The sequence below is a fragment of the Muricoccus harenae genome, assembly GCF_009848505.1.
GTDB classification, from domain to species: Bacteria; Pseudomonadota; Alphaproteobacteria; order Acetobacterales; family Acetobacteraceae; genus Roseomonas; species Roseomonas harenae.
On record NZ_WWDL01000016.1, the window covers coordinates 72,295 to 94,147 of the forward strand.

Genomic DNA, 21,853 nt, shown 5'->3' on the forward strand with positions numbered 1-21,853 from the left:
CCGGAGCGCTGGGCCGCCAGCGCTGCTGCGCTGCGGTAGGCCGCAGTGCAGAATGCATGAACTTGAATAGCTAGTTGACAAAGTTAGTTGGACAGTAAGAGGATCGCCGAAACGCCGGTTGCGCAGCCAGATTCCTCCCGAACCCATTGGAGACGAGACCCTGATGTGCAGCATGCTACCGGCCGCGCCAGACGCCGCCCCTGAGTCTCCCGCATGCGCCGACTCCGGCCTCACACGCCGCCTGGCGCTGAAGGGCGCGCTGGCTGCGGCGGGTATCGCGGCTGCCGGTGGTGCCGCCCTCCGTCCCGCGCGCGCCGCCGCCTGGCCGCCCCAGACAATCCGCATCATCGTGCCCTTCCCGGCGGGCCGCGTGACGGATGTCGTCGCGCGCGTCATCGCGGACAGCATGCGCGCGGCGCACGGCACCACCGTGATCGTCGACAACCGGCCCGGCGCGAATGCCACGATCGGCATGGAGGCGCTGAAGCGTGCCGCGCCGGATGGCGCCACGCTGCTGGTCGGCGGCCTGGGCAGCCATGGCCTGCCGCCTGCCGTCGTCGAGAACTATCCTTTCGACGTGAACAAGGACTTCACCGCGCTCGCCCTCATGGCTGAGTTCGTGAACGTCATGGTCGTCGGGCCGCAGGTGCCCGCACGGTCGGTGCGGGACTTCATCGCGCATGCGAAGGCGAAGCCGGGCGATCTGAACTACGTCTATACGAGCAACGGCGCCTCCAACCAGATGACGGCTGAGCTGTTCAAGCTGCAGGCGGGGCTCGACATCGTCGGCGTGCCGCTTGGCCAGGCGGGCAACTCGCTGGTCATGCTCCAGCGCGGCGACGTGCAGGTGGCCTTCGAGAACCTGCCGACCGTGAAAGGCGCCATCACCGGCGGTCTGCTGCGCCCGCTGGCCGTGACCAGCCCTTATCGCACTCCGCAGCTGCCGGATGTCCCCACCATGATGGAAGCGGGCGTGCCGGACTTCGCCGTGACGAGCTGGATCGGCATCTACGGCCCGCCGGGTATGGATTCTGCCCTCGCCGGCCTGGTGGAGGCGGAGCTGCGCCGCATCGCCGGCACCGCCGAGGCCAGGCAGATGCTGCAGACCGCGGGCTTCGAGCCAAGCTTCAAGCCGCGGGCCGAATTCGCCGCCTTCCAGCGCGGCGAGGTGGAGCGTTGGACCCGCGTGGCGCGCGACGCGAAGATCAAGGCCTGAGTGCCGCCGAACCGGCCGCGCGCGCGGTCGGGACTGTGAAGCGCGTGGCTGGGGAGGGTGGTCCAATGGACGGCATGAAGACGGTTCGGGTGGAGAAGGGCGAGGGGATCGCCTGGGTGTTCCTGAACCGGCCCGAGAAGCGTAACGCGATGAGCCCGACGCTGCATTTCGAAATGGATGCGGCACTGGCGCAGCTCGAAACCGACCCGGAGGTGCGCTGCGTCGTCGTCACCGGCGCCGGCGAGTCCTTCTCCGCCGGGCAGGACCTGAAGGAGTTCTTCCGCGAATTGGACGGCAAGCCCGCCGAGGCGAAGCGCGCGGCCGAGGCCGCCAATCGCTGGCGCTGGGACCGGCTCTACAACTACGACAAGCCGACCATCGCCATGGTGAACGGCTTCTGCGTCGGCGGCGCCTTCATGCAGCTGATCGCCTGCGACTTCGCCGTGGCGGCGGAGGACGCGAAGTTCAGCCTGTCCGAGATCAATTGGGGCATCATCCCTGGTGGCCTGGTTGCCCGTGTGATGACCGAGGCGCTGGGCTATCGCGATGCGCTGGATCTCTGCCTGACCGGCCGCGCCTTCGACGGGCGCGAGGCGGTGCGGCTGCGCCTGGTGAACGAAGCGGTGCCGAAGGAGGCGCTGCGCGAGCGGACCACAGCCTTGGCGCAGTTGCTGATGTCGAAGGATCCCGAGGCCTATCGCGCCACCAAGATCGCCGTGCGCCGCGTGCGCGCGATGAGCTTCGAGCAGGCTTACGACTATCTCGGGGCCAAGATGGAGGAGCTGCGCCAGCGCACCGGCGGCCGTGCGCAGCGCGAGGGCATCGCCCAGTTCGTTGACCAGAAGACCTACAAGCCCATCGATGGCAGCTTCGCGCACGGCCAGTAGCGCGCCCCAGGATCGGACCTCACTGATGGATTTCGAGCTTCCCGAGGACCTCCGGATGATGCGCGAGCAGATCCGGCGCTTCGTTGACAAGGAGATCATCCCGACGGAGCGGGAGGCCTATGACGGCCCAGACATGCGGCCCGAGATACGCGCGCGGCTGGAGGCGCGGATGAAGGAGATGGGCTACTGGCTCATCACCACGCCGGTCGATTATGGCGGCCTCGGCCTTGGCCTGCTTGCCCGCGTGCTGCTCTGGGAGGAGATGGGCCGCACCATCGCCCTGCCGGCGCGCAAGACGCAGATCTTCGGCCCCGAGCCCAGCCCGATCCTGTTCCAGCTCAATGAGGAACAGAAGAAGCACTACCTGCTGCCTGTCATCGCCGGCGAGAAGGATTGCTGCTTCGCGCTCACCGAGCCCGATGCGGGCAGTGATCCGGCCGGCATCCGCTCCACCGCCGTGCGGGACGGCGATCACTACGTCATCAACGGCTACAAGCGCTTCATCACCAATGCGCAGCACTCCGATTTCGTGCAGCTCCTCGTCTCCACGGACCGCAGCAAGGGCGCACGCGGCATCTCCGCCTTCCTGGTGGACATGGATACGCCCGGCGTGAGCATCGTGCGTACCCAGCCGACCATGATGGATGACGAGCCCTGCGAGCTGGCCTTCGACAATGTCCGCGTGCATGCCAGCAAGCTGATCGGACGCGAGGGCGACGGGTTCAAGCTGGCGCAGGACTGGATCAACACCGGCCGCATCCGCCATGGCGCCCGCGCGCTCGGCGTGATCCGCCGCTGCCTGGAATTGGCGACGGACTATTCGAAACAACGCGTCACCTTCGGCCGCCCCATCGCCGACCGGCAGGCCGTGCAGTGGATGATGGTCGATTCCCATCTCGACCTCGAGCAGCTCAGCCTGCTCGTCTATCGCGCCGCCTGGAAATATGACCGCGGTGAGGATGTGCGCCACGATGCCTTCGCGGTGAAGATGCTGGGCGACCGCCTTTCCTTCCAGGCGGCCGATCGCTGCCTGCAGATCCATGGCGGAATCGGCTTCACCAAGGAATTGCCGATCGAGAAGTTCTGGCGTGACCAGCGCAGCATGATGGTGACCGAAGGACCGGAGGAGGTGCTGCGCATGAGCCTGGCGCGCCACGTCCTCGAATCCTACGCGCCGTGACGGCGCTGGCGCCGCGGGCGCTGGACCTGGCCGGCAGCCGCGTCACCTGGCGCGAGGCGGGGCAGGGGCCGGCCCTGTTGCTGCTGCACGGCATCGGCGGCCATTCCGGCGCCTGGGCGCATCAGCTTGGCAGCCTGTCGGCCCATCATCGCGTGATCGCCTGGGATGCGCCGGGCTATGGCGGCTCCTCGCCGCTCGATGAACCGGCGCCAACCGTGGACGGGTTCGCGGACCGGCTCGCCGCCTTGCTCGATGCGATCGGCGTCACCGAATGGTCGGGCATCGGCCATTCCCTCGGCGCGATCTTCCTTGCCGCGCTGGCTGCCCGGCGCGGCGCGCCGGACCGCGCCGTGCTGCTCCACCCCATGGCTGGCTTCGGTCCGATGGACCCGGCGCAGCGGGAACCGATGCGTGCCGGCCGCATCGCGGAGCTCACCCGCCTCGGAGCCCGAGGCTTCGCCGAGCACCGTGGCGCCGCCATCCTCGGTCGCGTCACGCCATCGGAGAAGGCCGCCCGCGCCGTCGCCGTGATGGCCGAAGTGCCGGAGTCTGGCTACTTCGCCGCCTGGGAGGCGCTCTGCACGGCGGATATCTTCCCGCTGCTCGAGGCGCTTACCGGGCCGAGCCTGGTAATCAGCGGCGAGGAGGATGCCGGCTCCCCGCCCGCTCTCGGCCAGCGCCTGGCGGAGGCCCTGCCGCGCGGCGAGAGCATCGTGATGCCGGGCATCGGCCATTACGCCCCAATTGAGGCGCCCGAGGCGCTGGACGCCGTCCTGCTTCCCTGGCTGGCGCGGGCCGGCTGAACCCCCTGTTGAAGACGGAACGACCGATGAGCGCTCTCCTCCCGGGCATCCGTGTCGTCGAGCTGACGACGATGATCACGGGCTCGCTCGCGGGCATGATGCTCGCCGATCTCGGCGCGGAAGTGGTGAAGGTGGAGAACCCCGAGGGCGGGGACCCTTTCCGCAGCTTCCGCGGCGGCCTCTACAGCGCGCATTTCTGCGCCTATAACCGCAACAAGCGCAGCGTGGCGCTCGACCTTCGCGCGGCGGAGGGCAAGACGGCGCTGGAGGCGCTCATCGCCGCGAGCGACGTGCTGATCGTCAATTTCCGCCCCGGCGTGCTCGAACGGCTCGGCTTCGGGGATGGCCGGCTGGCCGAGCTGAACCCCCGCCTCGTGGCCTGCCATATCAGCGGCTTCGGCGCCGATGGGCCCTACGCGCACCGCCCCGCCTATGACGCCGTCGCCCAGGCGCTGAGCGGCATGTCCTCCCTGTTCCTGGACCCAGAGGATCCGCGCATCGCGGGCCCGACCATCTCGGACAACGTGACCGGCCAATATGCCTGCTACGGCATTCTCGGTGCACTGCTGGCGCGAGAGCGGACGGGGCAGGGGCGTCGGGTGGATGTGAACATGCTGGATTCCACCCTGGCCTTCATGCCGGACCCTTTTGGCTACTTCACCCAGATGGGTCTTGTCTCGGACCCGCAGCTGCGCACCCGGACCTCACAATCCTATGCCTTCCGCTGCGCCGATGGCCGGCTGGTCACGATCCATCTCTCCTCGCAGGAGAAGTTCTGGCGCCAGTTCGTGGAGCTCATTGGCCTGCCGGAGATGCTGACCGATCCGCTCACCGCCACGCGCAACCTGCGCCTGGAGAATTACGAGCATATCCGGCACCGCGCGGCCGCGGTCTTCATCGAGCGCCCCCTGGCCGCCTGGCTCGACGCGTTGGCCGAGACGGACCTGCCCTTCGCACCGGTCTACAATGTCAGCGAGGTGCTGGACGACCCGCAGGTGCGGCATCTCGGAAGCTTCGCCGATCTCGAGCATCCCGAGATGGGGACGGTAAAGGCCATCCGCCGGCCCGTGCTGTTCGACGGCGACCGCACCGACCAGCCCCAGAAAGCTCCGCCCATGCTTGGGGAGCACACGCAGGAGGTGCTCGCCGAGTTGGGCCTCGGTGGGGATGCGGCGGACGGGCCCGGTGCGATGAGCAAGAGCCCGGGCTAATCGCGAAAGGGGGCGGAGCCGTCAGGCTCCGACCTGCCGCAGCCAGTTCTGCAGGTTGTAATAGGTGGTGACGCGGGCGATCCGGCCTTCGTTCACCTCCAGGAAGGCGCCGGCGGGCAGGACATAGGTCTGGCCCTTCGCCTCGGGCAGCCCTTCGTCCGTGGAGAGGTAGCGGCCATGCACCACGAACTCAGCCGCCGCCCGCGACCCGTCCGCCGAGGCCATCACCACCACATCCCGCAGCTCCTCGCGATAGCAACGTTCCATATGCGCGAGGAAGCGTGAGAAAGCGGGCTTGCCGGTGCTGCGGCCGCCCTGATTGGCGTCATGCGCCACGTCCTCGGCCAAGCAAGCCAGCATTCCCGGCCAGTCGGCCCGGTTGAAGGCGCCGTAATAGCGGCGGACCAGGGCCAGCGTCTCATCCTGGGGCAAAAGGGGGGCTTCCTTGCGGGGTTGCGGGGGGCGCCACTATACCCGGCGGGCCATGCAGACCCAGCCGCTCCCCTTCCAGGACATGATCCTGGCGCTCCATGCCTTCTGGTCGAAGCAGGGCTGCGCCATCCTACAGCCCTATGACATGGAGATGGGGGCGGGAACCTTCCATCCGGCCACCACGCTCCGAGCGCTGGGCCCGAAACCCTGGCGTGCCGCCTATGTGCAGCCCAGCCGCCGCCCTTCGGATGGCCGCTACGGGAACAACCCGAACCGGCTGGGGCATTATTACCAATATCAAGTCATCATGAAGCCGAGCCCGCCCGATCCGCAGTCCCTGCTGATCGAGAGCTACAGGGCCATCGGCATCGACCCGATGCTGCACGACATCCGCTTCGTGGAGGATGACTGGGAGAGCCCCACCCTCGGCGCCTGGGGCCTGGGCTGGGAAGTGTGGTGCGACGGGATGGAGGTGACGCAGTTCACCTATTTCCAGCAGGTCGGCGGCATTCCCTGCGCCGTGCCGTCCTGCGAGTTGACCTACGGGCTCGAGCGCCTTGCCATGTACATCCAAGGCGTCGAGAACGTGTACGACCTAGCCTTCAACTCCACCGGCCTGACCTATGGCGACGTGTTCCTGCGGAACGAGCGAGAGTTCAGCGCCTATTCCTTCGAGCATGCGGATGTCGCCGTGCTGTTCCGTCATTTCGCGGAGGCCGAGGCGGAGTGCAACGCGCTCTGCGACAACGCCCTTCCGCTGCCGGCCTATGACCAGTGCATCAAGGCCAGCCACAGCTTCAACCTGCTGGATGCCCGCGGCGCCATCAGCGTGACGGAGCGCGCCGCCTATATCGGCCGCGTGCGCGCGCTGGCGAAACGCTGCTGCGAAGGCTGGCTGGCGGGGGAGACGGTGTGATGGCCGAGCTCCTTCTCGAACTCCTCTCCGAGGAAATCCCGGCCCGCATGCAGGCCCGGGCCGCCGAGGACCTGGCGCGGCTGCTGGGAGAGGCGCTGAAGCCCGCCGGCCTGTCCCTGGACAGCGTGCGCACGCTGCACGGCCCGCGCCGCATCGCCGTGATCGCCAACCTCCCCGTTGCCACCCCGGCGAGCGAGCGCGAGGAGAAGGGTCCCCGCCTGGGCGCCCCCGAGGCCGCTCTGGGCGGCTTCGCCCGCAAACACGCGCTGTCCGATGCCGCGGTCACCGCCATGCGCGCCGCCACCGGCGCCTCCGACACCCCGGTTTACGAGGGTGATGGGCTGACCATCATCGCCCGCCCGGAAAAGTCCGGTGCCTCTTTCCTGCTGCGCCTGAAGAACCCGGCGCGCCCGAGCGCCGAAGTGCTGGCCGAGGCCATCCCCGCGCTGATCCGCCGCTTCCCCTGGCCGAAATCCATGCGCTGGGGCACCTCGGACCTGATCTGGGTGCGGCCGATGCAGCGCATCCTCTGCCTGCTGGATAGCGCGGTGGTGCCCTTCAGCCTGAGCGGGGAAGCCGACGACGCCCATGGGCTGCGCTCCGCCGACCAGACGGAGGGCCATCGCATCCAATCGCCCGGCGCTTTCGCCGTGAGCTCCGCGGCCGGGTACGAGGCCGGGCTGCGCGAGCGTTCCGTGATCCCCGATGCCGCCGAGCGCGAGCGGATGATCGAGGAGGGCATCGCCGCCCTGGCCTCCGCCGAGGGGCTGGAGGTGGTACCCGATCGCGGGTTGCTGACCGAGGTGGCCGGGCTGGTCGAATGGCCCGTGCCGCTGCTGGGGCGCATCGACGACGCCTTCATGGACCTGCCGCCCGAGCTGATGCGGACCACCATGCGGGTGAACCAGCGCTACTTTGCGCTCCGTCACAAGGAGGGAGGCCACCCCGATGGCCGCGCCGCCGCGCGCTTCGCCCTGGTGGCCAATATCGCGGCCAAGGATGGCGGCGCCGCGATCGTTGGCGGCAATGAGCGCGTGCTGCGCGCCCGCCTGTCAGACGCGCGCTTCTTCTGGGACCTGGACCGCAAGCAGCCGCTCGAAGCCTTCCTGCCGAAGCTCGATGCCGTGGTGTTCCACGCGAAACTCGGCACGCAGGGCGACCGCGTGCGGCGCCTGGAGCGGCTGGCGCGGCACATCGCTCCACTCGTGGGCGCCGATCCGGACCTCGCCGCCCGCGCGGCGAAGCTGGCCAAGGCCGACCTCGCCTCCGGCATGGTGGGCGAGTTCCCCGAGCTGCAGGGCGTGATGGGCCGCTACTACGCGCTGCATGCGGGCGAGGACCCACGCGTGGCCGAGGCGATCGGCGCGCATTACCGGCCGCTCGGCCCGGGTGATGCGGTGCCGTCCGAGCCGGTGGCCGTGGCCGTGGCGCTGGCGGACAAGCTGGACCAGCTCGCCGGATTTTTCGCGGCGGATGAGCGCCCGACCGGCTCGGGCGATCCCTTCGCACTGCGCCGTGCCGCCCTCGGCATTATCCGCCTCATCCGCGAGAACCGGCTGCGCCTCCCCCTCGCCGATGCGGTGGCCGAAGCCTTCTTCGGCTATCCCATGGCCCAGGGCACGACGGCCATGCCGGAATTCGGCATGGCGGTCGCCACCGAGCGGATGAATGCCGGCTGGAAGCAGCCAGCCGAATCCGCACATCCGCCCATGGTCGCTGCCTTCGCCCAGGGGGTGGTGGAATTCCTTGCGGAGCGCCTTCGCGTGCAGATGCGGGCCGAGGGCCTTCGTCACGATCTCGTGGCTGCCGCCTTCGGCATCTCGGGCGATGACGACCTGAACCGGCTGCTCGCGCGTGCCGATGCGTTGCGCGACTTCCTCTCGACGGCTGAGGGGACGGACCTGCTGGCGGCCCACCGGCGTGCCGCAAACATCCTGAGAATCGAGGAAAAGAAGGACGGTCGCAGCTACCTGCCCGCCATCCGCCCCGAACTGCTCCGCGCGCCGGAGGAGAAGGCGCTGGCCGCGGCCTTGGAGGCCGCACGCCCGCAGGTGCAGGCCGCGCTCGGACGCGAGGACTTCGCCGGCGCCATGACCGCCCTTGCGCCTCTCCGCGCCCCGGTCGATGCCTTCTTCGACCGGGTCACGGTGAACGACCCGGATAGGGAACTGCGTGAGAACCGGCTAGGTTTGCTGGCGTTGCTGCGGGGCGCCATGGACGAGCTTGCTGACATCGCGCGCATCGAATCTTGAGGGATCAGGTCATGACAAGCTGGGTCTATGGCTTCGGGGCCGGCCGCAATGATGGCCGTGCCGATATGCGGAACCTGCTGGGCGGCAAGGGTGCCAATCTGGCGGAGATGGCCTCCATCGGCCTCCCCGTGCCCCCCGGCTTCACCATCACCACCGAGGTCTGCACCTATTTTACCGAGAACAAGGGGCAGTACCCCGCGGATCTCGAGAGCCAGGTGAAGGCGGCGCTGGCGCGGGTGGAGGAGGCGGTCAGCGCGAAGTTCGGCGATGCCACCAACCCGCTTCTGGTGTCCGTCCGTTCCGGCGCCCGCGTCTCCATGCCGGGCATGATGGACACGGTGCTGAATCTCGGCCTGAACGACACCACGGTGCAGGGGCTGGAGACGGCCTCGGGCGATGCACGCTTCGCCTGGGACAGCTATCGCCGCTTCATCCAGATGTACGGCTCCGTCGTGCTCGGCGTGGACCACCACCGCTTCGAGGAGATCATCGAGGAGGCGAAGCTCGCCAAGGGCGTCTTCGAGGACACGCAGCTCACCGTCGAGGACTGGCGGCAGGTTGCCGCCGGCTACAAGGACATGGTGCGCGAGGTGACAGGCGCGGACTTCCCGATGGACCCTTGGGCGCAGCTTTGGGGCGCCATCGGCGCCGTGTTTGGCAGCTGGATGAACCAGCGCGCCATCACCTACCGCCGCCTGCATGACATCCCGGCTGACTGGGGCACGGCGGTGAACGTCCAGGCCATGGTCTTCGGCAATATGGGCGACGACTGCGCCACCGGCGTCTGCTTCACGCGCGACCCCTCGACCGGCGAGGATGTCTTCTACGGCGAGTACCTGATCAACGCGCAGGGCGAGGACGTGGTGGCCGGCATCCGCACGCCGCAGCCCATGTCCGAGGCCCGCGCCAAGCCCGGCGAGCGCAGCATGGAAGCAGCCATGCCGGCCGCCTATGCCGAGCTGGTTGCGGTGCGCGCCAAGCTCGAGAAGCACTATGCGGACATGCAGGACATCGAGTTCACGGTCCAGCGCAACAAGCTCTACATGCTGCAGACCCGCAGCGGAAAGCGTACCGCGGCGGCTTCCCTCAAGATCGCCGTGGACATGGCGAATGAGGAGTTGATCGACCACGCGGAAGCCGTGCGCCGCGTGAACCCCGGCTCACTCGACCAGTTGTTGCATCCGACGCTCGATCCGAACGCGCCGCGCAAGCTGCTCACGCGCGGGTTGCCGGCCTCACCGGGCGCCGCCTGCGGCGTGGTGGTGTTCAATGCCGATGAGGCCGAGGCGCGCGCGCAGAAGGGCGAAAGCGTCATCCTTGTCCGCGTCGAGACCTCGCCGGAGGACATCCACGGAATGCACGCCGCGCGCGGCATTCTCACCACCCGCGGCGGCATGACCAGTCATGCGGCGGTGGTGGCGCGCGGCATGGGCCGGCCCTGCGTGGCCGGTGCCGGCGGCGTGGTGGTGGACTATGCCTCCCAGGCCCTGTCGGCCGGCGGCGTAACGGTGCAGGCGGGCGAGACCATCACCCTGGACGGTGCGACGGGCGAGGTCTTCGCCGGCACGGTCGCCATGGTGGAGCCGAAGCTCTCGGGCGACTTCGAGACGCTGATGTCCTGGGCCGATGAGGTGCGCCGCCTGCGTGTGCGCGCCAATGCCGAAACGCCGCTGGACGCGGACACCGCCCGCAAGTTCGGCGCCGAAGGCATCGGCCTCTGCCGCACCGAGCACATGTTCTTCGACCCGACGCGTATCAGCGCCGTGCGCCAGATGATCATGAGCGAGACCGAGGGCGGCCGCCGCGACGCGCTGGCCAAGCTGCTGCCCTTCCAGCGCGACGACTTCGTGGAGTTGTTCCGCATCATGGCCGGGCTGCCGGTCACGATCCGCCTGCTTGACCCGCCGCTGCATGAATTCCTGCCCCACAAGGAGGAGGAGCTGGCGGAGGTGGCGGAAAGCCTCGGTGCCGATCTGGCCACGATGAAGCGCCGCGCGGCCGACCTGTCGGAAGCCAATCCCATGCTCGGCCATCGCGGCTGCCGCCTGGCGATGACATTCCCCGAGATCGCCGAGATGCAGGCCCGCGCGATCTTTGAGGCGGCGGTGATCGTCGCGAAGGAGACCGGCAAGGCGCCCGTGCCGGAGATCATGGTGCCGCTGGTTGCCATGAAGAAGGAACTGGAGATCAGCCACGCGCAGATCGACAAGGTGGCCAAGGAGGTCTTCGCCGAGGCCGGCATGACCATCGAATACCTGGTCGGCACCATGATCGAGCTGCCGCGCGCCGCATTGACGGCCGACCGGATCGCCGAGACCGCCGACTTCTTCTCCTTCGGCACGAACGACCTGACCCAGACCACCTTCGGCCTGTCGCGCGATGACGCCGGCAAGTTCCTGCCTTTCTACGTCGAGAAGGGAATCCTCCCAAAGGATCCCTTCGTTTCCATCGACGTGGACGGGGTGGGCGCTCTGGTGAAGATCGCTGCCGAAAAGGGCCGCGCCACCAAGCCCGGCCTCAAGCTCGGCATCTGCGGCGAGCATGGCGGCGACCCGGCCTCTATCCAGTTCTGCGAGACGGTGGGGCTGGATTACGTGTCCTGCTCGCCCTACCGCGTGCCGGTGGCGCGGCTGGCGGCGGCCCAGGCGGCGCTGGCCAACTCCTCGCCGGCCATGGCTGACCGGACGGCGTGACGGAGAAGCCGGAGGCTCTGCCTCCGGACCTCCGCTGGGGGCCGAACCGGTCTCCGGTGGGGCTAGGAGCAAAGCTCCTGGCCTACTCCTGAATCACTTCAGCCTTCGTCCGGCCCGCCGTTGGCCCCGCCACCTTGTCCGGATAGTTGCAATGTGCCCGGGCCACGCAGTGCCAGCATTCCGGCAGGCGCGCCTTGCACACGTATCGCCCGTGCAGGATCAGCCAGTGATGGGCGTCCCGCAGTAGCTCGGGCGGGCAGCGCTTCACCAGCCCGTCCTCCACCGCCCGCGGCGTATCGCCCGGGGCCAGGCCGGTGCGGTTGCCGATGCGGAAGATATGAGTGTCCACCGCCATGGCATTTTCGCCGAAGGCGACGTTGAGCACGACATTGGCGGTCTTGCGCCCGACGCCGGGCAGGGCCTCCAGCGCCTCGCGTTCCCGCGGAACCTCGCCGTTATGGCGTTCGATCAGCAGCTGGGCCAGGGCCGCAACATTCTTCGCCTTCGCCTGCCACAACCCAATGCGCCGGATGTGGCGCCCGATGCCCTCCGGCCCGAGCGCCACCATGGCGGCGGGGTCCGGCGCCTCGGCGAAGAGGGTGGCGGTTACCTTGTTCACCGCCACATCCGTGGTCTGGGCGGAGAGGACCACGGCCACCAGCAAGGTGAAGGGGTTGCTGTAGTCCAGCTCCGGCTTGGGCTCGGGGGTGGCTTCGGCGAGGGCCCGGATGAAGGCGGCAGCCTGGGCGGCCGGCATGCGGCGGGCGCGGCGGGGTTGGGTGGCGGTGCCGTGGAGCGGCGCGCTGCGGGGGGCGGATCGGGTCACGCCGCCGTCAATAGCGCGACTGGGCTTTGATGAGGAAATCGCATCCCGATGGCGCTATGATCACCGGGATGAACCCTGTTCAGGACGCCCCCCTTTTCGAGGCCCTGACGACGCCGCACCAGTCTGGCACGCCAACCGGGCTCCGCGTGATCGCGGGACTGGTGCTGACCGGCTCTGCGGTGCTGACGGTGCTGTTCTGGACCCTCGGTGCCTGGCCGGTTGCCGGCTTCATGGGCGGCGAGGTTGTGCTTGTGCTCGGCATGCTGCGCGCACACCGGCGCTGGTCAGCCCGGATCGCGGAGCGGATCACCCTGTCGGGTGGCCGGCTCTGCGTGGACCGGACGGACCGGCGTTCCCGGCGGCAGGTGGTGGAGTTCGATGCCTATTGGGCGCGGGTCCTGCTGCTGCCCCGCCCCGGCCGGGTAAGTGAGCTGCGGCTCGCGGCACGGGGTCGCTCCACCGAGATCGGCAGTTTCCTGTCGGATGACGAGAAGGCTGAACTGGCGGATGCGCTCAGGCGGGCGCTGCGGGATTTCCGTAATCCTGTCTTCGACAACCCGCAGCTGAGGTGAGGGGCTGAGGGGACGGCCCCGCAGCCTCGGCCTTCCCTCAGTCGGTGGGGGCGAGGCTCTTGATGAGGTCGAAGACGCGCTTGCGGACAGCGGGTTCGGTAATACGATAATAGGCGCGCACCAACTCTAGTGTCTCCCGCTTGTGCAGCGTGTCGTCCTCGAATCCCTCCTGCGTCTCGGCAAAGCCGGTGATGCGGGTGCGGAAGCTGGATCCCAGCCCGCCCATGCTGTCCGGCATATCGTCGAAGAAGAACCCGATCGGCACGTCCAGCGCGCGGGCGAGGTCGAACAGGCGGCTGGCGCCGATCCGGTTCACACCGCGCTCGTATTTCTGGACCTGCTGGAAGGTCAGGCCGAGCGCCTCGCCGAGCTTCTCCTGGCTCATGCCCAGGAGCGTCCGGCGAAGGCGAACGCGGCTTCCCACGTGCACATCGATCGGGCTAGGGCGGTGCTCACCCTTCTCGGTGCGCTCAAGCGCCTCGTCGGCCGACATCAGCGCCACTCCTTTGTTCAAAAGGGCAGGGGGGCGCACGTCCTGCACACCATGTCGGCCAGGCGGCTATGCCACAGCCGTCATAGGACCCTGCAACTACGATGACATAGTGATGACTTGCTAAGGAATTGTCAACTCTTTCGAGAATTCCAATTAGTTAGACGTCTCGAGCCCTTTCGAGCTCCCGGATAGGTTGGGGTTTCTTGCCGATGCCGCCAAGCCGCCGATGAGCACAATTGCAGCCAGGATGGCAGGAATGGACAGTCCGAACCGCCCGAAAGGCGTGGGGGCGCCGGCGGCAGGAAGAGGTGCGAGCACAATTCCTGTTTCAGCAAGTGGAAGACGTGCCACCTCGCGACCCCGTGAATCGAAAACGGCGGAGATCCCGGTCTGCGCAGCTCGTGCCAGCGGAAGCCCCTCCTCGACGGCCCGGAGGCGGGCTGTAGCCAAGTGCTGGTGGGGGCCGGCCGATATCCCGAACCAAGCGTCATTGGTGATATTGAGCAGCCAGCCCGGCCGCTCGGCACCGACCACGGCGCCCGAGAAGATGACCTCATAGCAGATCAGCGGCGATGCGGGCGGCAATCCGGGCAGTGAAAGCGCAACTGGGCCGGGCCCCGAGCCGAAGTCCACCCCGCCCCGGATCACCCGGATTGGCAGCAGGCCAGAGAGCGGCATGTACTCACCAAAAGGAACCAGATGGGATTTGTCGTAGGTGGCCGAAATCACCCCGTCGGGCCCCATGGCAACCAGGCTGTTGAACAGCTTCGTCGCCTGCCGGTCCGGTCCCCACTCGGCCCGCACCGTCCCGGCCAGCAGCAGCCCGTCAGGCGGCAGGGCGGCGGCGGCGATTCGGCGTGCCTCGGGGTCATCGGCGAGGAGGAAGGGGCTAGCGGTTTCGGGCCAGATGATCACCGGGCGGGTTCCGGGTGCCTCGCGTGCTGCGGTGTCCGCGCCCTGCTTACTCAACTCGAGGTAGCGGCGGAAGATTGGCCAGCGAGTCTCCTCCTGCCACTTTGCTTCCTGCGCCACATTGCCCTGCACCAGCACCAGGGTGACGGGCAGCGGAGCCGGCTCGGCGGGCCAGAGTCGGGCCAGGCCGAAGCCCCCGAAGGCGACCAGCACCGCCAGCCCGCCCGCCATCGCCCGGCGCCCGAGCAGTGGTGTGCAGGCCAGCGCCACCGTCACCAGGGAGAGCCCATGCACCCCGATCCAGGCCGCGCCCTGCACCGGCAGTGCCGCGAAAGCCCAGACCGTGCCCATCAGGTTCCAGGGGAAGCCCGTGAAGGCCCAGCCGCGCACGAATTCGGCCGCCACCCAGCCGCCGGCCAGCACCGCCACGCGCGGCCAGCCCGGGCGTGCCTTCCAGGCCAGCACCGCCGGGATCACGCTGTAGATCCCCATCCAGAGCGCCAGCAGAGGCACCGCGAGCGGCACCAGCCACCAGAGGCGCTCGGCTTCGGTGAGGATGGAATAGGTGATCCAGTAGAGGCCGACGACGTGATGGCCCCAGCCGAAGGCCCAGCCCAGCATCGCCGCCCGTTTCCAGCTCCCCGCCTTGCCCAGCAGGATCAGCAGCCCGGGCAGGGCGAGTAACAGAACGGGAATGGCGTAGACCGGGGGCATGGCCAGGGAGGCGAGTGCCCCCAGGCCGAAGGCGGTGGCGAGGGCGCGCCAGCCGGCGCGCGACTCCAGGTGCCGAATCAGGCGCTGCACGGGGAAAGGTCTACTCCGCCGCCTGGGAAGCACCGGCCTCCGGGGCATCCGATGATTGCGCTGTGGCAGGGCGGCGCACCCGCAGCCGCCGGATGCGGCGCGGATCACTCTCCAGCACGCGGAACTCTAGCCCCGAGGGATGCGAGACCAGCTCGCCCCGCGCGGGGACGCGCCCGGCCAGGGTGAAGACAAGGCCGCCCACCGTGTCGATATCCTGGTGCTGCTCCTCGGTGGTCAGGATATCACCCATGCGGGCTTCGAAATCCTCGATCTTCAGCCTTGCGTCAAGGTCCAGGCTGCCGTCCGGGCGCTCCGTGACCTGTGGCGGGGCTTCCTCGTCATGCTCGTCCGAGATGTCACCGACGATGGTCTCGACCAGGTCCTCGATCGTCACCAGCCCGTCGATGCCGCCATATTCGTCCACGACGAGTGCCATATGGGTCCGGGCCTCGCGCATCTGCAGCAACAGATCCAGCACCGGCACCTGGGGAACGACGAAGAGCAGGGGGCGCAGCACCGCCTCAATGGAGAAGGGCTCCTCGTCCCGTCCCACCGCCGCAAAGACGTCCTTGATGTGGACCATGCCCCGGATGTCGTCGAGATTCTCGCGATAGACCGGGAAGCGGCTGTGGCCTTCCCGCTGGATCAGGCGGATGGCCTCGTCCAGCGTCAGGTCGCAGGGCATGCCGATGATGTCGGCGCGCGGCAGCATGACGTCGACCGCCGTCTTGTTCCGCAGCTTCAGCACATTGCCGAGGATGACGCGCTCATTGGCGTCCAGGGCGTCCGCCTCGGGGGCGCGGCCCTTCTCGCCCTCCCCCTCGACAAGGGCTTCCACCTGGTCGCGCACGCTCTCGGCCTCGCGCTTGCGCAGGAATCCCTGGAACTTCCAGAGGATGCTGTTGCGGTCCTGGCTATGACGATCGCTCATGCCACGCCCCTCCAGGGGTTCGGCAAGGCGAGGCGGCGCATGATCCGGGCCTCGGCACGCTCCATTCGCCGGGCCTCGCCGGCCCGCAGATGATCATGGCCGGCCAGGTGCAACACCCCATGGGCCACGAGATGCGACAGATGCGCCATCACGCTGCGTCCGGCCGCCCGGGCCTCGCGCCGCACGGTGCCCAGCGCCAGGGCCACGTCCCCCGGCATGCCGGGGTGCAGCGGGGGGAAGGACAGGACGTTCGTCGGCTTCACCTTGCCGCGGTGATCGCCGTTGAGGCGCTTCACCGCACGGTCCCCGGTCAGCAGCACCGTGACGGCGCCCTCGGTTCCCACTTCGGCGAAGGCGGCGAGGGCGGCGCGCCGCGCCACCTCCTCGACCCGCGGCACGGCCGAGCGCCAGGCCGGGTCCTCGACCACCACTTCGATGTCGATGTCGTCGTTCAGCCCGCGAGCGTCACCGCCGGGTGCTGAAAGCATGGCATGGGCGGCAAGGCCGCCCCGTGCCGCAGGGTCCGGCCCGGCGGCGGAGCCGCCCGGCACAGGTTTGTCATCCCTGGCGATCCTGTCGCCCGGTGCCGCTGTATTGTGCCCGGCGGCTGAACCGCCGGGCGGGCGACTGCCCACTTCCGCCTTACTCCTTGATCTTTCCGCGAGACGCGGTCCGCCCTTCGGCTGCCGCGTCGGCTCGCCCATAAGCCGAGACGATCCGCCCGACCAGGGGGTGGCGTACCACATCCTTCTCGGCGAAGCGCGTGATGCCGATGCCGTCCACCCCATCCAGGATGGAAAGCGCCTCCACCAGCCCCGACTTTTGGCCGGGCGGCAGGTCCACCTGGCTCGGGTCGCCGGTGATCACCATGCGCGTGCCCTCGCCCATGCGGGTGAGGAACATCTTCATCTGCGCCGGGGTGGTATTCTGCGCCTCGTCCAGGATGGCGAAGGCATGGGCCAGCGTCCGGCCGCGCATGAAGGCAAGCGGGGCGATCTCGATCTCGCCGGAGACGAGGCGGCGGGCCACCTGATCGGCCGGCATCATGTCGTGCAGCGCGTCGTAAAGCGGGCGGAGATAGGGATCGACCTTCTCCTTCATGTCGCCGGGTAGGAAGCCCAACCGCTCCCCTGCCTCCACCGCCGGGCGGGAGAGGATGATGCGGTCCACCCGCCCCGCCATCAGCAGGGCCACGCCCTGGGCGACGGCGAGATACGTCTTGCCGGTGCCGGCTGGGCCGACGCCGAAGACCATCTCCTGCCTTTGGAGCATGTCCATGTAGGAGACCTGCGTCCGCGAGCGCGGGGCGATGGCGCCCTTGCGCGTGCGGATGGCCGGCATGTCGGCGAGGGGGAGGCGCGGATCCTCCGCGGGGCCGTCCGCCATCCGCAGCGCGGCTTCCACCTCGGCCATGCCAGTTGCGTCTCCCTTTTCCAGCCGCTGCCACAAGGACCGCAGCACTGATTCCGCCAAGCCCGCACCCTCGGCACCGCCGCTGATCGTCACCCGATTGCCGCGCGATGCGATCCGCACGCCCAATCGCTGCTCGATGCGCGACAGGTGCCGGTCGTGTTCCCCGTAGAGCATCGGCAACAGGGCGTTGTCGTCGAAGCTGAGGGTGACGATCCGCTGGCTATCCGGCGCAAAGGCCGGATTGGGCGCCATGCCACCGAGATGGGGGGCGCGGGGATCGGGCCGGAGGGCAATCCCCCCGGCGGGGGCGGCGAGCTGGGTCAAGCGGCGGCGGACTCCTCATGCGCCAAGGTTTCGGAGGCGGAAATTCCAGGCTGCGGCAATTCGGAAAGAAGCGTTGCGGAGAGAGAATTGGGGAGGGCGGCCCGCAATGTCATCGGAACCATCGCGCCCACCGGGGCTGCGCCCTGTGCATGCACCGGCTGCAGCCACGGGCTACGGCCCGCCACCTGCCCCGGATGCCGCCCGGTGCCGGTGACGAGGACATCGACCACGCGCCCGACGCAGGCGCGGTTGAAATCATCCTGCTGCTGCCGGAGCAGCGCCTGGAGGGCCTGGAGGCGCGTATCCTTCTCCGCCTCGGGCACCACGAAGGGCTGGGAGGCGGCGGGGGTGCCTGGCCGGGCCGAATACTTGAAGGAATAGGCACCGGCGAAGCCGACCCGCTCCACCAGCTTCATCGTGGCGTCGAAATCGGCGGGCGTCTCGCCGGGATGTCCCACGATGAAGTCCGAGGTCAGCGCGAGGTCCGGCCGCGCCTCGCGCAGCCGGTCGGCCAGGCGGAGATAGAGATCGGCCTTGTGGCCGCGGTTCATTGCGGCCAGCACCTTGTCCGAGCCGGACTGCACGGGAAGGTGCAGATAGGGCATCAGGGCCGGAATCTCCCCATGGGCGGCGATGAGGTCGTCATCCATGTCGCGCGGGTGGCTCGTCGTGTAGCGCAGACGGGCAACGCCCGGAATTTCCGCCAGTTCCCGCAACAGACGCGCGAGGCCCCATCTGTTGCCATCGGGCGACTCTCCAGCCCAGGCATTCACGTTCTGGCCGAGCAGCGCGATTTCCCGCGCGCCATGAGCGGCAAGCTGCCGCGCCTCCGCGACGATGGCGGCGACCGGGCGCGAGAATTCGGCGCCGCGCGTGTAGGGAACCACGCAGAACGAACAAAACTTGTCGCAGCCCTCCTGGATGGTGAGGAAGGCGATCGGCCCCTGCGCGCGGGCCTCGGGCAGGTGGTCGAACTTGGCCTCTGCGGGGAAGTCCGTCTCGATCACGGCGCCGGCGGCCCGGCTGGCGCGGGCCACCATCTCCGGTAGGCGATGATAGGTCTGCGGGCCGAGCACGATGTCGACCCAGGGGGCGCGGGCGGTGATTTCCGCACCCTCGGCCTGGGCGACGCAGCCCGCCACCGCGATGATGGTCTGCTGGCCCTCCGCCGCGCGTTCCTTCTTCGTCTCGCGCAAGCGGCCGAGATCGGAGAAGACCTTCTCGCTCGCCTTCTCGCGGATATGGCAGGTGTTGAGGATGACCATGTCGGCTTCCTCCGGTCGTTCCGTCGGCGCATAGCCGAGCGGCGCGAGGATGTCGGCCATCCGCCCGCTGTCATAGACGTTCATCTGGCAGCCCCAGGTGCGGATCAGGAGCTTGCGCGGGATCTTGCACTGGTCGGGCGCGGACCCTTCGGCGGGGGCTTGGCCGGAACCAGCCAGGACGGGGCCGGTGGAACTACTCATGCGGAGAAAGACCCTCTCGTTCCGAAGCTCGCGGCTTCGGGCCGGGGGGATGTGCGGCGCGGGGCCTTCCAGGTCAAGAAAAGCCCGGGCGCGGCATGAGGGGCGCGTCCATTGCGGCAACGTCGCGGAAGCGGGCGATTCTCGTCAAGCGGGAAGGGCCGTCTGCATGGTCAGGGGCGTCGGCTCGCGGTTCTGGCGGAGCGTGGCGGCACCCTCCGCAACCGTCGCCTCGGCGGCGGCGCAAAGCGCCTTGCGGTTCGGGATGGCGGCCGGGTCCAGCGGTTCGTGCAGCAGGATGGTCGCGCGCAGCCCGGGATGGCGGCAAAGGCGCCAGATATGCGGGGCGATCGACATGTCGCCATACCAGGCGAAGAGGGGGCGGTCCCGCCGGCAGGCCGGCAGGCCACCAAGCCGGTCATAGACCACCGAGACCGGGCGGATCGTCGCGGCCGCCTCGGCCACCGCCAGGAAGGAGGAACGGAAGGGCAGGATCCGCGTGCCGTCGGAGCTGGTGCCCTCGGGGAAGAGGATGAGAGAATCGCCTTGGGCGAGCCGGTCCCGCATCTCCTTCGCCTCGTCGCCGGTGCGGCGCCGGGCGCGGGAGACGAAAACGGTGCGGCCGAGCCGCGCCACGGTGCCGATCAGCGGCCATTCACCGACCTCCGCCTTGGAGACGAAGGCTGCCTCCAGCGTGGCGCCGAGCACCGCGATGTCGAGCCAGGACGAGTGGTTCGAGAGGAACAGCGTGCGCGGCGCCGCATGGCGGTTCCCGACCACGCGGATGCGCATGCCGATCACGAAGCAGATGCCGCGCCAATAGAGACGGGCGAAGACGATCTTGCCCCGGCCGGGCAGGAACAGCAGCACGGCCTGCAGGGGGATGGCCAGCAGCGTCCAGAGGGCGGCGAAGAACAGCCGCCGCACGGCGCGCAACCTGCCGCCGAAAGGGCGGTCGCCCATGACATCGAAGAAGCGCCCGCCGGGCACGGCGCGGCGGAAGCGGAGGGGCATCCGGCGGCGCAGCTGGCTCGGTGGGGCCAGGGCCTCGGCCGGATCGCGGATGGCGGCGTCCATGCAGGCGGGGTTAGCCTGACCGCTGGAGCACGTCCATGGCGTGGCCATGAAACCGGCGTGACGAGTTGGGCCCGAGCTGGATCGGCGGGGGCGCGTGACCTCCGCGCCGGGCAGCCCGCCCTATTCGGGCTGGGTGCCGAGCCTGCGCTCGTAATGCTTGTAATACTTGGTCGTGACCTGATCGGTCTTCACCAGCACGCAGACATCCGTGGTGTTGAACTGCCGGTCCACCACCGCGCCATCGCCGACAAAGCCGCCCAGGCGAAGATAGCCCTTCACCAGCGGCGGCAGGTCGGCAAGCACGCGGCGGGCGTCGATGGCGGCAGGGTCCATCCGGTCCATCGGCACATGCAGTTCCGGCAGGGCGCGCGGGCGCAGCGCCGGCGGAGCCAGATGGTTAGCGTGGAGATAGGTCAGCGGCTCGGCCAGCAGGTCCGGATTGGTGCCGGGCAGGGAGGCGCAGCCGAACATCAGTTCGATGCGGTGCTGGAAGACATAGGCCGCGATGCCCTGCCAAAGCAGCTGCAGCGTGCCGCGCGTGCGATAGCCTTCGTCCACGCAGGAGCGCCCGAGCTCCAGCAGCCCGCCCTTCAGTGCCAGGATCGGCGCCAGGTCGTATTCGGACGCGGAGTAGAACCGCCCGATCTGCTCAGCCGCGGGGCGGCGGATCAGGCGGTAGGTGCCGACGACCGCCCGTGCGCCTTCGCCCCGGTCATGGTCCAGCACCAGCAGGTGGTCGGCCACCGGATCATAGGCATCGGCATCCAGGCGAGTGCTGGCCGTGGTGGCGTCCGGATGGGCGCCCATTTCCTCGTAGAAGACCCGCCAACGCAGCGCCTGCGCGGCCTGGACCTCCACGGCGCTCTCCGCGATCCGGACGCCGAGGCTGCCGGAACGGAGCTCCCCGAAGCCGGTGTCCAGCTCCATCACGCCTGGTCCTTCTTGGCGCCGACCCGGCCGCGGGCAACAGCATCCGGGGTTGCGATCTTCTTGCCGAACAGTTCCAGTCGCTGCTGCACCAGGGTGAAGCCGTAGCGCGCGGCGATCGACTGCACGAGGCGCTCATGCTCCTCGTCCTCGAATTCGATCACCGTGCCAGTGTCGACATCGATCAGGTGGTGGTGCTGCCCGCGATCCGCCGGGTCGTAGCGGGAGCGGCCACCGCCGAAGTCTCGGCGCTCGAGGATGCCCTTCTCCTCCAGCAGCCGAACCGTCCGGTAGACAGTGGCGATGGAGACCTTGCTGTCGAGCGCGATGGCGCGGCGGTAGAGCTCCTCCACGTCCGGATGGTCCTCGGCTTCCGAGAGCACGCGCGCGATCAGCCGGCGCTGGCCGGTCATCTTGAGGCCGCGCTCGATGCAGAGGCGCTCGATCCGTGTGGGATCAGCCCTTTGGGGCGTCTTGGTGTGGGTGGCGTGGTCCATGGTCATCCCGTTCCGGCCCAGACT

Annotated in this window: 20 protein-coding genes; 9 read left to right on the forward strand and 11 right to left on the reverse strand. The window is 68.8% G+C overall.

Annotated features, from left to right (window positions below):
* The first annotated feature begins 163 nt into the window (after positions 1 to 163).
* The 5 genes from GSE44_RS13085 (at position 164) to GSE44_RS13105 (ending at position 5,297) form a co-directional block, all read left to right on the forward strand.
* Positions 164 to 1,216, forward strand: coding sequence for a Bug family tripartite tricarboxylate transporter substrate binding protein (locus tag GSE44_RS13085; RefSeq protein WP_159349274.1), 1,053 nt, complete (start codon positions 164 to 166; stop codon positions 1,214 to 1,216).
* Positions 1,217 to 1,281: 65 nt separating this feature from the next.
* A complete protein-coding gene (locus GSE44_RS13090) occupies positions 1,282 to 2,103 on the forward strand; it encodes a p-hydroxycinnamoyl CoA hydratase/lyase (protein WP_159349275.1) in 822 nt (273 codons plus the stop codon).
* A gap of 25 nt (positions 2,104 to 2,128) precedes the next feature.
* On the forward strand, positions 2,129 to 3,283 hold the full coding sequence (locus tag GSE44_RS13095) for an acyl-CoA dehydrogenase family protein (protein WP_201306058.1): 1,155 nt from the start codon (positions 2,129 to 2,131) through the stop codon (positions 3,281 to 3,283).
* Positions 3,280 to 4,086: an alpha/beta fold hydrolase gene (locus GSE44_RS13100; protein ID WP_159349277.1), complete on the forward strand. Its 807-nt coding sequence runs from the start codon at positions 3,280 to 3,282 to the stop codon at positions 4,084 to 4,086. The genes GSE44_RS13095 and GSE44_RS13100 overlap by 4 nt, the downstream gene beginning before the upstream one ends.
* Positions 4,087 to 4,112: 26 nt before the next feature.
* Positions 4,113 to 5,297: a CaiB/BaiF CoA transferase family protein gene (locus GSE44_RS13105; RefSeq protein WP_159349278.1), complete on the forward strand. Its 1,185-nt coding sequence runs from the start codon at positions 4,113 to 4,115 to the stop codon at positions 5,295 to 5,297.
* A 21-nt stretch (positions 5,298 to 5,318) separates the two neighbouring features.
* Here the strand turns inward: GSE44_RS13105 and GSE44_RS13110 are convergent, their stop codons facing one another.
* Positions 5,319 to 5,729 (reverse strand): ketosteroid isomerase-related protein, encoded by a 411-nt coding sequence (locus tag GSE44_RS13110; RefSeq protein ID WP_159349279.1) that lies wholly within the window; start codon positions 5,727 to 5,729, stop codon positions 5,319 to 5,321.
* Positions 5,730 to 5,781: 52 nt separating this feature from the next.
* Between GSE44_RS13110 and GSE44_RS13115 the strand changes: the two genes are divergently transcribed.
* From GSE44_RS13115 to ppdK, 3 genes are read left to right on the forward strand one after another with little or no spacing between them, the layout of a single operon-like run.
* Positions 5,782 to 6,645 (forward strand): glycine--tRNA ligase subunit alpha, encoded by an 864-nt coding sequence (locus tag GSE44_RS13115; protein WP_159349280.1) that lies wholly within the window; start codon positions 5,782 to 5,784, stop codon positions 6,643 to 6,645.
* Positions 6,645 to 8,897: a glycine--tRNA ligase subunit beta gene (gene glyS, locus GSE44_RS13120; RefSeq protein WP_159349281.1), complete on the forward strand. Its 2,253-nt coding sequence runs from the start codon at positions 6,645 to 6,647 to the stop codon at positions 8,895 to 8,897. Before GSE44_RS13115 ends, glyS begins: the two co-directional genes overlap by 1 nt.
* Before the next feature lie 11 nt (positions 8,898 to 8,908).
* Positions 8,909 to 11,590 carry a pyruvate, phosphate dikinase gene (gene ppdK, locus GSE44_RS13125; RefSeq protein ID WP_159349282.1) on the forward strand — a complete coding sequence of 894 codons (2,682 nt, stop codon included), beginning with the start codon at positions 8,909 to 8,911 and terminating at the stop codon, positions 11,588 to 11,590.
* 82 nt (positions 11,591 to 11,672) lie between these two features.
* Here ppdK and nth read toward each other — a convergent pair whose 3' ends face one another.
* Positions 11,673 to 12,347 (reverse strand): endonuclease III, encoded by a 675-nt coding sequence (gene nth / locus GSE44_RS13130; RefSeq protein WP_159349311.1) that lies wholly within the window; start codon positions 12,345 to 12,347, stop codon positions 11,673 to 11,675.
* Positions 12,348 to 12,484: 137 nt separating this feature from the next.
* Here nth and GSE44_RS13135 point away from each other — a divergent pair, with 137 nt between their 5' ends.
* Complete coding sequence (locus GSE44_RS13135; protein WP_159349283.1) at positions 12,485 to 12,988, forward strand: DUF2244 domain-containing protein; 504 nt, start codon at positions 12,485 to 12,487, stop codon at positions 12,986 to 12,988.
* A gap of 37 nt (positions 12,989 to 13,025) precedes the next feature.
* Here GSE44_RS13135 and GSE44_RS13140 read toward each other — a convergent pair whose 3' ends face one another.
* From GSE44_RS13140 to GSE44_RS13180, 9 genes are all read right to left on the reverse strand, one after another.
* Positions 13,026 to 13,481 (reverse strand): helix-turn-helix domain-containing protein, encoded by a 456-nt coding sequence (locus GSE44_RS13140; RefSeq protein WP_159349284.1) that lies wholly within the window; start codon positions 13,479 to 13,481, stop codon positions 13,026 to 13,028.
* A 153-nt stretch (positions 13,482 to 13,634) separates the two neighbouring features.
* Positions 13,635 to 15,197: an apolipoprotein N-acyltransferase gene (gene lnt / locus GSE44_RS13145; RefSeq protein ID WP_235924785.1), complete on the reverse strand. Its 1,563-nt coding sequence runs from the start codon at positions 15,195 to 15,197 to the stop codon at positions 13,635 to 13,637.
* A 10-nt stretch (positions 15,198 to 15,207) separates the two neighbouring features.
* The gene (locus GSE44_RS13150) at positions 15,208 to 16,128 is read right to left on the reverse strand and encodes a hemolysin family protein (protein WP_159349286.1); all 921 of its coding nucleotides are present in this window, start codon (positions 16,126 to 16,128) and stop codon (positions 15,208 to 15,210) included.
* Positions 16,125 to 16,679 (reverse strand): rRNA maturation RNase YbeY, encoded by a 555-nt coding sequence (gene ybeY / locus GSE44_RS13155; protein WP_235924786.1) that lies wholly within the window; start codon positions 16,677 to 16,679, stop codon positions 16,125 to 16,127. The genes GSE44_RS13150 and ybeY overlap by 4 nt, the downstream gene beginning before the upstream one ends.
* 91 nt (positions 16,680 to 16,770) lie before the next feature.
* Positions 16,771 to 17,793, reverse strand: coding sequence for a PhoH family protein (locus GSE44_RS13160; protein ID WP_159349313.1), 1,023 nt, complete (start codon positions 17,791 to 17,793; stop codon positions 16,771 to 16,773).
* A gap of 68 nt (positions 17,794 to 17,861) precedes the next feature.
* Positions 17,862 to 19,331, reverse strand: a complete 1,470-nt coding sequence (gene miaB / locus GSE44_RS13165) for a tRNA (N6-isopentenyl adenosine(37)-C2)-methylthiotransferase MiaB (protein WP_159349287.1) — start codon at positions 19,329 to 19,331, stop codon at positions 17,862 to 17,864.
* Positions 19,332 to 19,475: 144 nt separating this feature from the next.
* Positions 19,476 to 20,405 (reverse strand): lysophospholipid acyltransferase family protein, encoded by a 930-nt coding sequence (locus tag GSE44_RS13170; RefSeq protein ID WP_235924787.1) that lies wholly within the window; start codon positions 20,403 to 20,405, stop codon positions 19,476 to 19,478.
* A gap of 120 nt (positions 20,406 to 20,525) precedes the next feature.
* Positions 20,526 to 21,332, reverse strand: coding sequence for a GNAT family N-acetyltransferase (locus tag GSE44_RS13175; RefSeq protein WP_159349288.1), 807 nt, complete (start codon positions 21,330 to 21,332; stop codon positions 20,526 to 20,528).
* Positions 21,332 to 21,829: a Fur family transcriptional regulator gene (locus GSE44_RS13180; protein WP_159349289.1), complete on the reverse strand. Its 498-nt coding sequence runs from the start codon at positions 21,827 to 21,829 to the stop codon at positions 21,332 to 21,334. The genes GSE44_RS13175 and GSE44_RS13180 overlap by 1 nt, the downstream gene beginning before the upstream one ends.
* Positions 21,830 to 21,853 lie beyond the last annotated feature (24 nt).